Raw genomic sequence first — 11806 nt, forward strand, 5'->3', positions numbered from 1 at the left:
ATGGGATGCGCGGAATTGGCGCGTTCTTCCCTCTCCCCGCAATGCGGGGAGAGGGTGGCGTCGCGCAGCGACGACGGGTGAGGGGCGGGGCACAGAGCTAAACCAATCTGGTCGGAGCGGATCGCACGGTGGTATCCGCGAATGACATCGTGGCGATAGGGCGGCGCGCCGCCCCTCACCCGCCGCGAAGGCGCGGCGACCTCTCCCCGCGCAAAATGCGGGGAGAGGTTAGGAAAGGCCTGCGCTCAATCCAGATCCGGCAGCCGCTCGATGCCATCGGTTGAGAGGGCCTTCAGATGCTCGGCAACCGTCTTGCCTGATATCACCCGGTCCGGGGCGATTTCGGCCAGCGGCGCCAGCACGAAGGCGCGTTCGGTCGCGCGCGGGTGGGGGAGGTGCAGTTCCGGCTTGGCCATGACGACGTCGTCATAGGCGATCATGTCGAGATCGAGCGGACGTGGCCCCCAGTGGCCTTCGGCGGCGCGGTTGCGACCGAATTTGTGTTCGATCCTGTGCAGCGTGAACAACAGCGCGTGCGGGTCGAGTTCGGTGTCGATTTCGATGGCCGCATTGACGAAGTGGTCCTGCGGCACATCGCCCACCGGCGGCGTGCTGTAGTCCGCCGAGCGTGCGATCAGCGCGGCCTGCGTCATGCCGCAGATATTGCCGATCGCCTTGCGGAAGGTCATGCGGACATCGCCGACATTGCCGCCGAGCGCGATGAGGACGCTGGCCATTGGTTACGCCCGCGATCTGCGCAGCACCACGCCGACATCGTCGAAGATCGCGGCAATCGGCGCGTGCGGCTTGTGCACGGTGACCTTGACGGAGCTGATGCGCGGAAAATCCTTGAGCACCGCATCGGCCACCGCACCGGCGGCGCGCTCCAGCAGCTTGTAATTGGTGTCCTTGAAGGCGGCGATCGCGGTGGCGACGACATTGGCATAGGACACGGTATCGGCGAGACGGTCGGTGCGCGAGGCAAGGTCGATATCGGCATCGAGTTCGAGATCGATGACGAAGCGCTGGCCGACGACGCCTTCGTAATCGAGCACGCCGTGATGGGCATGCACAGATACGCCCTTGATGAAGATCATGTCGGTCATCTTAATTCCTCGATGGCTGCGGTGACGCGCAGGGCCTGAACGGTTTCCGCGACGTCATGGGCGCGGACGATTCTGGCGCCGTGCCGCACCGCGAGCAGATGCGCGGCGAGCGATCCGCCGATGCGCTGCTGCGGCTCCGACGGAACGACGGTCGATATGAATTTCTTGCGCGAGGCGGCGATCAGCACCGGCAGGCCGAAACCGGTCAGCTCGTCGAACCGCGCCAGCGCAATCATGCTCTGCTCGGGTGTCTTGCCGAAGCCGATGCCCGGGTCGAGCACGATGTGGCCCGCGGGGATGCCGGCGCTGGCAGCGATCTCCAGCGAGCGCGTGAAGAAGCTCTTGATGTCGTCAATGATATCGATGCTGCCGTCGACGTCGTCACGGTTATGCATGACGACCACCGGCGCGCTGTGCTCGGCGATGACGCGCGCCATGTCGGGATCGCGCTGCAGCCCCCAGATGTCGTTGGCGATGGCGACACCGGCAGCGAGCGCTTTCGCGACGACGGACGCCTTCATGCTGTCGATTGATACCGGCGTGCCGAGCGCGACGACGTCGGCCAGCACCGGCACGAGCCGCGCCCATTCTTCATCGGCAGTGACCGGCCGGGACCCATAGGGCCGCGTGGACTCGGCGCCGATGTCGATGATTCCGGCGCCCTCGGCGATCATCCGCCTGGCCTGCGCCAGCGCGCGCTCGGGGGCATCGAACTGGCCGCCATCGGAGAAGGAATCCGGGGTGACATTCAGGATGCCCATCACCGCAGGCACCGGCGATGCCAGCAGCGCGGCCAGCACCGGGTGGGCCGTCGGAGCAGACGTGGTGGGGCGCGCGATCATGCGGTCGCTTTGCGCGGTCGGGGGGAGGGAGTCAAGGTGGATGACAATGAGGGCAAAGCCCAAATCTCAGGTGTCGTCCCCGCGAAGGCGGGGACCCATACACACCGGCTTCAAGATGAGGCGGAGCAGGCTATGACGGTGACCTTATCGCGTCTTCGGAGGCTATGGGTCCCCGCCTTCGCGGGGACGACAATGGAAAGGTCAACGTCCGGTCTCAATACGAAATCTTCAGCGGCAGCTGGCGCGCTTTCTCGATCAGGTCGCCGACGGACTTCTCCGAGGGCATCACCCGGACCAGCTTGCGCTTGTCATTGGCCTCGCGCATCGCCTGAGCGAGGCGGGCGGGATTGCGGTGGGTCAATTCGCGTACGGTGTTGACGCCGGAGGCGCGGAGCAGTTCGGCCTTGGCCTTGCCCATGCCGGGGATGCGCAGATAGTCGGCGAGGTTCGCCCATTCGAGCAGTTGCTGTTCGCTGAACCCGGTCTTGGCGGCGAGTTCCTTGCGGCATTTGGCAGAGTGAGCGGCGTCCAGCAGCCCCTCCATGGTGCGGATGCCTGCCTTTTTCAGTTTGGTCGCGGCGAAAGCCGTCAAACCGTCAATCTTGGAGATGGGATATGTCATGGTACTCAGACGTATGAAGGTCGGACGTAGGAAGATGCTGGCGCTTACGCGCGGCTGCTGACGTAACAGACGGTCAGGAGAACTGGCTCAGGCCAGGTGTGCCGGCAACGATTTCGTCCATGGCATCGGCGCCGATCTTCTCGCGGCCGAACTTGAACAGTTCGCGCGCGACGCTCTGGATCTCGCCCATGCCGAGGCCGAGACCCATCAGCTTGCTGCCCAGGGCCATGATGCCGCCGCCCATCAGGCTGCTCAATCCACCACCGCCTTCCGACGATGCAATGGCTGCGTCCGCACCCGGAATCTTTTCGATGAGTGCATTGACCGGCGCGGCCGGTGCTTCCTTGCGCAGGAACCCCAAGATAATGCCGATAGCCTTTTCAGCCACGGCTTCATCAATGCCGACCTTGGCGGTCAGCGCTTTGATCAATTCGTCCATGATGCCCCGCCTCACACCGGTTGAGTGCCGATGCCCTTATGTTGAAGAAGTTATCTTGAGCCGCTGCGATTCGAATTTCAAGCACGCAACTCGCCCGACGTGCGATTAAGTGTGATCGCGCTTCGAGTGTTGCACCAATGCAAGAGCAAACGTGAAATTTTGGTCAATTGTTCGCAGATGCGACAGCGCCGCACTTTGGAAACAGCAAAAAGATATGGCTTGCGTTTCGTCCTTCTGAACAACGGACGGGTTTCAGGTGTGGCGGGAACGCTTTGCGTTTCAATCCCTCGCCGAGATGCGGTAAGATCATGGTGAGCCGCAAATTTTTTTGAAATCTTTTTCTTGATGCGCGCGACAGAGGCGATCCGATGGCGACCACCGAACTGAAGTCAGGCGATACCGACGGCAAGATCTTCATCGGCAAGGGCGACCAACCGGCATGGCTGACACTGGCCCTCGGCAATCGCCATGGTCTCGTCACGGGCGCGACCGGAACGGGTAAAACTGTATCGCTGCAGGTCATGGCGGAGGGTTTTGCACGCGCCGGCGTGCCGGTTTTCGCGGCCGATATCAAGGGCGACCTCTCGGGAATAGCCGAAGTCGGCGAGGGCAAGGACTTCATCTTGCAGCGCGCCAAGGAGATGGGGCTGACGTTCCAGCCCGATCAGTTCTCGACCGTGTTCTGGGATGTGTTCGGCGAGCAGGGCCATCCGGTGCGCGCGACCATTTCGGAGATGGGGCCACTGCTGCTGGCGCGGCTGCTCGATCTCAACGATGTGCAGGAAGGCGTGCTCAATGTCGCCTTCCGTGTCGCCGACGAAAACGGTCTGACGCTGCTCGACATGAAGGATCTGCGCGCGCTGCTGGATGCCATCGTGCCGATGACCGCCAAGAAGGACGAGGTCGATCCGCTCGCCGATGTCCGCAAGTCGGCTTTGAGCTTCGGAAACGTCACCAAGGCGACAATCGGCACCATCCAGCGTCAATTGCTCGTGCTGGAGAACCAGGGCGCCGATAAATTCTTCGGCGAGCCGGCGCTGGAACTGAAAGATTTTCTGAAAACCGACCGCGATGGTCGCGGCATGGTCAATATCCTCGTTGCCGACAAGCTGATGTCGAGCCCGCGGCTCTATGCAACCTTCCTGTTGTGGCTGCTTTCGGAATTGTTCGAGGAATTGCCCGAGGTCGGCGATCTGCCGAAGCCCAAACTGGTGTTCTTCTTCGACGAAGCGCATCTCTTATTCAACGATGCCCCGAAGGCGCTGCTCGACAAGATCGAACAGGTGGTGCGCCTGATCCGCTCCAAGGGCGTCGGCGTCTATTTCGTCACCCAGAATCCGATCGATGTGCCCGATCGCGTACTCGCCCAGCTCGGCAACCGCGTTCAGCATGCCTTGCGCGCTTTCACGCCGCGCGATCAGAAGGCCGTGCAGGCGGCTGCACAGACCTTCCGTGCCAATCCGAAACTCGACACGGCCACGGTCATCACCGAACTCGGCAAGGGTGAGGCACTCGTCTCGTTCCTGGAAGGCAACGGCACGCCTGCGATGGTCGAGCGCATCATGGTGCGTCCGCCGACCGCACGTATCGGGCCGATCACGCCTGAGGAGCGCAAGGCGATCCTCGCAGCGAGCCCGGTGAAGGGCAAATACGACACCGCGATCGATTCCGAATCCGCCTATGAGACGCTGCAGAAGCGCATCGCCGGCACGGCGGCGACGCCTGCTGATGCAGGCGACGCGGCGGGCGGCGGTGGCGGATTTCTGGGCCAGCTCGGTGCGATCGTCGGTACCATCTTCGGCACCAATACCGGCCGCAACAGGCTCTCCACCGGCCAGGTCATTGCGCGGAGCGTCACCCGCAGCGTGACCAACAAGGTCGTCGGCGGCATCGTCGCCAATGTCGGCAAGCAGATCGGCGGCTCGCTGGGAAGTTCGATCGGCCGCGAGATCGTGCGCGGCACGCTGGGCGGGATTTTGAAGCGGTAAGGCGAGAAGCGTGAATCTCTCAGCCGTCGTCCCCGCGGAGGCGGGGACCCATAGCCACGGTTAGTGTGGTTAAAGCGGCATAGCCACCACGACCGCGCTTTTACCAAGTCTCCAGCGTGTATGGGTCCCCGCCTTCGCGGGGACGACCTCGCGGAGAGGCTCGACCACGCATCCTGACTTTCGATGACGAAGTGTTCACGTCTCGCCCCGGTTTCCTCGTCCGGGCGCATCTGCTAACCCCCTCGGCGTGTACTTCCGATCCAATCAGGCGAGACCGAGATTTTGACGAAAAGTGACGGCGAGATGCCGGTTTTGCGGTGGCCGTCCTTGCGGCAGCCGCTGGACGTGCTGTTTCTTCTGACCTGCGTCCTGCTGACGGCGGATGTGCTCGTTCCGGAAATCTTCGGCAGGGGCAAGACCAAGGATTATGCGCTGTGGTTCTGGGCCGGGCAGCAAGTGCTGCATGGTGCCCCGCTCTATGAAGCGAAGACCAATGGCGCGCTGGATTTCATCTATCCGCCGCTGTCGGCGGTCTTGCTGGCGCTCCCGAGCTGGTTCGGCAAGATCCCGCTTTATCTCTTGCTCTCGATCCTGAATTCGGCGGCCTGGGCGATCACCAGCCAGCTGTCCAATGCCATGACCGGTTCGAAGAAGATTCCGGCGGCATGGCTTGCGGCGCTGCCCGGCTTTGCAACCATCACCTTCGTGTTCGACATGTACGATCTCGGCCAGCCCAATCTGGTGCTGCTGGCGATGATGCTGCTCGGCTTCTGGTGGATGCAGAAGGATCGGCCGTGGCTCGGCGGCAGCATGTTCGCGCTGGCGACGGCCATCAAGGTGTTCCCGGTGGCGGTGCTACCTTATCTATTGTGGCGGCGGCACTGGGCGGCCTCGGCCAGCATGATCATCTGCACGCTGCTGTTGCTTTACGTGGTGCCGGCGCCGTTTCGCGGCTTCGAGCGCAATGCTGCCGAGGTGAAGACCTGGTACACCGAAATGGTCGACTCCAGCTCCGAGAAGGGTTTCGGCCAGCGCGACGAGCAGAACTGGTCCTGGGTCAACCAGTCGATCATCGCGATGACGCATCGCCTGGTGCGGCCGATCGATTATTTCCAGGACGACCGCAAGCGTGGCTCGGCCACGATGAATGTGATCGATGTCAGCTACAAGACCGCGAACCTGATCGTGCTCGCCGTCTCCGGCCTGATCGGCCTCGGCTTCATCTGGTCGCTGCTGCCGCTATCGAAACTCACGCCGCGCGCACGCGCCGAAGAACTTGGCGTGCTGTTCTGCCTGATGACGGTGGCATCGCCGCTGGCGCGGCAATATTACTTCATGTGGCTGTTCCTGCCGCTCACGGTGCTGATGCATCGCGCCGCCGATGACCCCCGCCCGAATGTGCGGACCGGAACATGGGTGCTGCTCGGCATCATCGGTGTGCTGATGGCGCTGTCGATCCCGGTCTTCCCGGCCATGCTGCAAGCCTGGGGCAACAATCTGCTGGCGACTGCGCTGCTGGCAGGCGGCCTGATCTGGCATATGCACCACCCGCCGGTGCTGCTAGATTCCACCGAAGTTCCGGACCATCACGCTTAAGGAAATTCGCTCATGTCCAATACGCAGCTTGCATCCGTTCTCGATCGCGTCGATGCCGATTTCGACAAGGCTCTGGAGCGGCTGTTTACGCTGTTGCGGATCCAGTCGATTTCCGCCGATCCGGCTTTCGCCGAGGACTGCAAGGCGGCGGCAAAGCATCTGGCCGGCGAGATCGAAGGTCTCGGCTTCAACGCCGAGGTGCGGCCGACCGCAGGCCATCCGGCCATCGTCGCCACCGCCAAGGGCAACACCGGCAAGCGGCCGCATGTTCTCTTCTACGGGCACTACGATGTGCAGCCGGTCGATCCGCTGAACCTGTGGCATCGTCCGCCGTTTGAGCCGGTGGTCACCAAACATGCCGATGGCCGCGACATCATCGTTGCGCGCGGCGCGCAGGACGACAAGGGCCAGCTCTCGACCTTCGTGGAAGCCTGCCGCGCCTGGGTGAATGTGACGGGCTCGCTGCCCATCGATCTCACCATCTGCATCGAAGGCGAGGAGGAGGTCGGCTCGAAGAATTTCGTGCCGTTCCTCGAAGCCAACAAGAAGGATCTCGCCGCCGATTTCGCCGTGGTGTGCGACACCGGCATGTGGGACCCCGAGACGCCGGCCATCACGACGTCGCTGCGCGGGCTCGTCTATGAAGAGGTGAAGATCACCGCGGCCAATCGCGACCTGCATTCCGGCATCTATGGCGGCGGTGCGCGCAATCCGATCCGCGTGCTGACCAATATTCTCGGCAAGCTTCACGACGACAATGGTCGCATCACCATTCCCGGCTTCTATGATGGCGTGAAGGATCTGCCCGCCGACATCCTGGCGCAGTGGAAGGGCCTCGGTCTCACCGCGGAGAGCTTCCTCAAGCCGATCGGTCTCTCCATTCCGGCCGGCGAGAAGGGCCGCGAACTGATCGAGCAGATCACGTCGCGCCCGACCTGCGATATCAACGGCATCGTCGGCGGCTATACGGGCGAGGGCTCCAAGACGGTGATCGCCTCGCATGCCTCGGCGAAAGTGTCGTTCCGCATCGTCGAGGGCCAGGACCCCGGCAAGATCCGCGATGCGTTCCGGGCTTTCGTCACGTCGCAACTGCCGGGCGATTGCACCGCGGAGTTCCTCGACCACTCCAACGCGCCGGCGATTGCGCTCGACTGGAACATGAAGCCGCTGGCGGCTGCCCGAGATGCACTGACCGACGAATGGGGCAAGCAGGCGCTGTTGATCGGCTCCGGCGCATCGATTCCGATCGTCGCCGACTTCAAGCGCACGCTTGGCCTCGACTCGCTGCTGATCGGCTTCGGCCTCGATGACGACAACATCCATTCGCCGAACGAGAAGTACGACCTCAAGAGCTTCCACAAGGGCATCCGGTCGTGGGCGCGGATCATCGCGGCGCTGGCGGATGTGAAGAAGTAAGCCGCGCGTTCGTCATTCCGGGGCGCGAGCGCCACTTGGCGATCGCGAACCCGGAATCTGGTTATGTGACTCACTATGGGATTCCGGGTTCAGCCCCGTCGCCTGCGGCGCCGGTTCTGCCCCGGAATGACGATGAGAGAGTCTGCCACGTTGACCCAGATCAAGGGCAGCACTGCGCTCGCGTGGTCGAACGATAGAAAAGGGAGAGAACGCTGTGTCCGCATCCGAAATTGCGAAGTCTCATTTCTCTGCGGCCATGGCCGCAGCACAAGCGGCCGGGGTCGATCAGGATAGCGTTTGCCGCTCCCTCGTGAATCTGGTGGTCTCGAAATATCTGGAGACACGAAGCGCTGCGGATGTGCAGTCGGAGCTGCGTTTCGTCGCCGATAATTGCGATCCCGATACGGATTTTGCGTTCATGCGGCCGTGATCCCAGGCTCGTCATTCCCAGGCACACCAATTGGTGTGCCTGGGGGCGGGACGGGCGCCGAAGGCGACTGGACCGAACCCGGAATCCCGATGTGACCTGGCGCTGTCGGAGACTCCTATGTTGAGATTCCGGGTTCGCGTGCGGCTGCCGCCGCACACGCCCCGGAATGACGATTGTGGCCAAGAAAAAACGCCGCCCGGAATTGGACGGCGTTTTGAATCACTGTGTAGAGGTATGTAACCCCTCTATAGCACCAAATCTCAGGTCTTGTAAGACGGATCGCGGCGGTCGAGCTTGCGCAGCATCGGCGGCCAGACGAGCTTGGTCGAGCGCAGCTCGGCCTTGTCCGGGTTGCCCACCAGTGCGGCATTTTTGTCGATGACGATCTGGTCGACCGGATAGGCGGTCGGGCCGAGCATGCGGGTGCGGACCTGCATGGTGCAGGCGCGTTCCAGGTAGTACATGCGCTCGAAGGCCGATGCGACCGAGCGGCCGACGGTCAGCGTGCCATGGTTGCGCAGCAGCATCGCGTTCTTGGTGCCGAGATCCTTCTGCAGGCGCGGGCGTTCGTCGTGATCGAGCGCGACGCCTTCATAGTCGTGATAGGCGAGTTCCGGGATCACGAGCTGGGCGGTCTGGTTCAGCGGCTGCAGGCCTTCCATGCAGGACGCAACCGCGGTGCCGTCCGGCGTGTGGAGATGCATCACGCAGCCGGCGTCCTCGCGCACTTCATGGATCGCCGAATGGATGGTGAAACCGGCCGGGTTGATGCTGTATTCGCTTTCGGAGAGCTGGTTGCCGTCGAGGTCGACCTTGACCAGCGACGATGCGGTGATCTCCTCGAAGATCAGGCCGTAGGGGTTGATCAGGAAGTGATGCTCGGGGCCGGGCACGCGCGCGGAAATGTGGGTGTCGATGAGATCGTCCCAGCCATAGAGCGCGACGAGGCGATAGGCCGCGGCGAGATTGACGCGCTGCGCCCATTCGCCTTCGCTCATATGCTTCGGCACTTCTTTCAGGTGAGCGGCTTCGGCTGGTGACATAGGTCAACTCCCGGATGGATGTTTGGTTGTTCCGTAGCGCGAGTCTAGTCCGGTGCCGGCGGAGCAGCAAGCCGGACCCTTTGCGGGCCAGTCATGCTTTCCGGGCGGCAGAAGGCCCGATCGCGACATTCAGGAACTGAAACGCGCGCGATAGTCCTGCGGCGTAGCAGAAAGCAATCGCAGGAAGCTGCGCCGCATGGTCTCCTCGGACCCGAAGCCGCAGCGCTGCGAAATGCGTTTCACCGGCAATTTCGTTTCCGACAGCAGTCGCCGCGCGGCTTCGACGCGCAATTGCTCGACCGCGCGGGCGGGCGTGATGCCGGTGGCGTCGGCATAGTGCCGGCTGAAACTGCGTTCGCTCATGCCGGCCTGTTCGGCGAGCATGGGTAGCGAAATATCGTCGGCGAGATGCTTGCCGATCCACTCATGCAGCGCGCCGAATTTGTCGTCCGCGGTCTGCAGCGACAATGCCGCGCTGAATTGCGATTGGCCGCCGGGGCGTTTGAGAAACACCACGAGATGGCGCGCCACCATCAGCGCGACGCTGCGGCCGAGGTCTTCCTCCACCAGCGCCAGCGCGAGATCGATCCCAGCAGTCACGCCGGCTGACGTCCAGAACGCGCCGTCGCGGACGAAGATCGGGTCGGCCTCGACATGGACGTCGGGAAAGCGCTGTGCGAGTTCGGAACACCAGGACCAGTGGGTCGCGGCACGGCGGCCGTCCAGCACGCCGGTCGCGGCGAGCAGGAAGGCGCCGGTGCAGACCGATGCAGTGCGACGCGCCTTGGCCGCGCGCTTGCGCACCCAGGCGACGACAGTGGGATCGGACGCCGCAGCGTGCACGCCGGGACCGCCGGCAATGAGCAGCGTATCGATCGGCTCGGCGTGCCGTGGCAGATCGCTTGCCGCCAGTCCGAGGCCGGCAGAGGCAGTGACGCCATGGCCGCCACGCGCGACCACGCGCAGTCTGTAGGGCGCGGGCTTGCCCTGGCGCTGCATGATCTCGTTGACCGAGGCGAAGACCTGCAGCGGGCCGGAGACGTCAAGCAATTGTACCATCGGGAACGCCAGCACGTCGATGGCGCGCGGGATCGTCGAAACGGTGTTTGGCGGAGAACGAGGGTTCTTTGGCATTTCCGCCAGAGTGTGCCGGGCTAGGGTCGGCTTGTCCATTCACAAAACTCCGGAGGAACCGATGATCCCGCCAGACCAGCATCTCCAGATCGGCTCGCTGCTGTTCGAGGGCCTCGACCAGATCGATCTCACCGGTCCGTTCGAAGTCCTGTCCCGGATTCCGAACGCGACCTATCGCATCTATGGCAAGACCGCCGATCCCGTGCGCGACCTCAGAGGACTCCGCATCACGCCGGATGCCGCCATCGCGGATGCGCCGCAGCTCGATGTGCTGCATGTCCCCGGCGGTTTCGGTCAGGAGGCGCTGATGGAGGATACGGAAGTCCTCGACTGGATCCGCGCACAGGCCGGCCATGCGCGCATTTTCTCGGTCTGCACCGGCGCGCTGATCTGCGGCGCCGCAGGCTTGCTGATGGGACGCCGCGCGACCACGCATTGGGCGTCATTTCATCTCTTGCGCTATTTCGGTGCGACGCCGGTCAATGAGCGCGTTGTGGTCGATGGCGACTGGGTGTTCGCAGCCGGCGTCACCGCTGGTATCGACGGCGCACTGCGTCTCGCGGCCAATCTGCGCGGCGACGACGTCGCCAGGGGCATCCAGCTCTACATGCAATATGCGCCGGAGCCTCCTTTCAACAGCGGTACGCCGGAGACGGCGCCGGCAGAGATCATGGCGCAGGCGCGGATCGCGGTTGCGCCGATGACGGCACAGCGCGAGGCCACCGCACAACGCGTCGCGACCAAGCTCGGCATCATCGTGCCGACACCGGCGGAGTAAGCGGCGCGCTCCGCTGATACTTCATCGACAGGAGACGATCATGAATCTCACGCATATCCATGCATTCACCAAAGCGATGCAGCGCAAGGACCTCGAGGCCATGCTCAGCCACATGGCCGACGACATCGTGTTGAAGACGCCGCTCGCCGCCGAGCCGTTCAGGGGCAAGGCCGCGATCCGGCCGGTGGTGACAGCGCTGCTGGGTGTCGTCGATGCATTCGACTTCCGTGAAATCCTGCAAGGGCCGGAACATGTTTCGGCATTCTTCGGTATCACCGTCGGCAGCGAACAGCTCGATGGCGTCGACTATTGGCGTCTGAACGACGCCGGCCTCATTCAGGAAATGACGGTGCTGTGGCGCCCATTGCCCGCGGCGGTGGCCGTCGAGAAGAAGCTGGCCGCAGCCGCGTAG

13 protein-coding genes are annotated in these 11806 nt (G+C 63.3%); 6 read left to right on the forward strand and 7 right to left on the reverse strand.

Translation table 11 applies throughout. The features are described 5' to 3' along the window. Positions 1 to 245: 245 nt before the first annotated feature. The 5 genes from folK to AB8A27_RS06885 form a co-directional block, all read right to left on the reverse strand. Positions 246 to 737, reverse strand: coding sequence for a 2-amino-4-hydroxy-6-hydroxymethyldihydropteridine diphosphokinase (folK, locus tag AB8A27_RS06865; protein ID WP_441241270.1), 492 nt, complete (start codon positions 735 to 737; stop codon positions 246 to 248). A gap of 3 nt (positions 738 to 740) precedes the next feature. Next, a complete protein-coding gene (gene folB / locus AB8A27_RS06870; RefSeq protein ID WP_441241271.1) occupies positions 741 to 1106 on the reverse strand; it encodes a dihydroneopterin aldolase in 366 nt (121 codons plus the stop codon). Next, complete coding sequence (gene folP, locus AB8A27_RS06875) at positions 1103 to 1948, reverse strand: dihydropteroate synthase (RefSeq protein WP_441241272.1); 846 nt, start codon at positions 1946 to 1948, stop codon at positions 1103 to 1105. The genes folB and folP overlap by 4 nt, the downstream gene beginning before the upstream one ends. A 214-nt stretch (positions 1949 to 2162) precedes the next feature. After that, a complete protein-coding gene (locus tag AB8A27_RS06880; protein ID WP_092147805.1) occupies positions 2163 to 2570 on the reverse strand; it encodes a DUF4332 domain-containing protein in 408 nt (135 codons plus the stop codon). Positions 2571 to 2643: 73 nt separating this feature from the next. Further along, positions 2644 to 3009, reverse strand: a complete 366-nt coding sequence (locus tag AB8A27_RS06885) for a hypothetical protein (protein ID WP_092147808.1) — start codon at positions 3007 to 3009, stop codon at positions 2644 to 2646. Positions 3010 to 3377: 368 nt separating this feature from the next. On the opposite strand from AB8A27_RS06885, the gene AB8A27_RS06890 reads away from it, so the two are divergent. From AB8A27_RS06890 to AB8A27_RS06905, 4 genes are all read left to right on the forward strand, one after another. After that, positions 3378 to 4997 carry a helicase HerA-like domain-containing protein gene (locus AB8A27_RS06890; protein WP_441241273.1) on the forward strand — a complete coding sequence of 540 codons (1620 nt, stop codon included), beginning with the start codon at positions 3378 to 3380 and terminating at the stop codon, positions 4995 to 4997. A gap of 303 nt (positions 4998 to 5300) precedes the next feature. Further along, the gene (locus AB8A27_RS06895) at positions 5301 to 6593 is read left to right on the forward strand and encodes a glycosyltransferase family 87 protein (protein WP_441244846.1); all 1293 of its coding nucleotides are present in this window, start codon (positions 5301 to 5303) and stop codon (positions 6591 to 6593) included. A gap of 12 nt (positions 6594 to 6605) precedes the next feature. Continuing rightward, positions 6606 to 8009 carry a M20/M25/M40 family metallo-hydrolase gene (locus AB8A27_RS06900; RefSeq protein WP_441241274.1) on the forward strand — a complete coding sequence of 468 codons (1404 nt, stop codon included), beginning with the start codon at positions 6606 to 6608 and terminating at the stop codon, positions 8007 to 8009. A 214-nt stretch (positions 8010 to 8223) separates the two neighbouring features. Next, complete coding sequence (locus AB8A27_RS06905) at positions 8224 to 8439, forward strand: hypothetical protein (RefSeq protein ID WP_441241275.1); 216 nt, start codon at positions 8224 to 8226, stop codon at positions 8437 to 8439. Between the two features lie 260 nt (positions 8440 to 8699). Here AB8A27_RS06905 and AB8A27_RS06910 read toward each other — a convergent pair whose 3' ends face one another. Together AB8A27_RS06910 and AB8A27_RS06915 are read right to left on the reverse strand one after the other, a co-directional pair. Continuing rightward, a complete protein-coding gene (locus AB8A27_RS06910) occupies positions 8700 to 9482 on the reverse strand; it encodes a class II aldolase/adducin family protein (protein WP_315841557.1) in 783 nt (260 codons plus the stop codon). A 129-nt stretch (positions 9483 to 9611) separates the two neighbouring features. Then, positions 9612 to 10616, reverse strand: coding sequence for a GlxA family transcriptional regulator (locus AB8A27_RS06915; protein ID WP_441244847.1), 1005 nt, complete (start codon positions 10614 to 10616; stop codon positions 9612 to 9614). 61 nt (positions 10617 to 10677) lie between these two features. Between AB8A27_RS06915 and AB8A27_RS06920 the strand changes: the two genes are divergently transcribed. Both AB8A27_RS06920 and AB8A27_RS06925 read left to right on the forward strand, forming a co-directional pair. Next, positions 10678 to 11394 carry a DJ-1/PfpI family protein gene (locus AB8A27_RS06920; protein ID WP_441241276.1) on the forward strand — a complete coding sequence of 239 codons (717 nt, stop codon included), beginning with the start codon at positions 10678 to 10680 and terminating at the stop codon, positions 11392 to 11394. A gap of 40 nt (positions 11395 to 11434) precedes the next feature. Continuing rightward, positions 11435 to 11806, forward strand: coding sequence for a nuclear transport factor 2 family protein (locus tag AB8A27_RS06925; protein ID WP_441241277.1), 372 nt, complete (start codon positions 11435 to 11437; stop codon positions 11804 to 11806).

This window comes from Tardiphaga sp. 768_D3_N2_1, assembly GCF_052076105.1.
Lineage (GTDB): Bacteria > Pseudomonadota > Alphaproteobacteria > Rhizobiales > Xanthobacteraceae > Tardiphaga.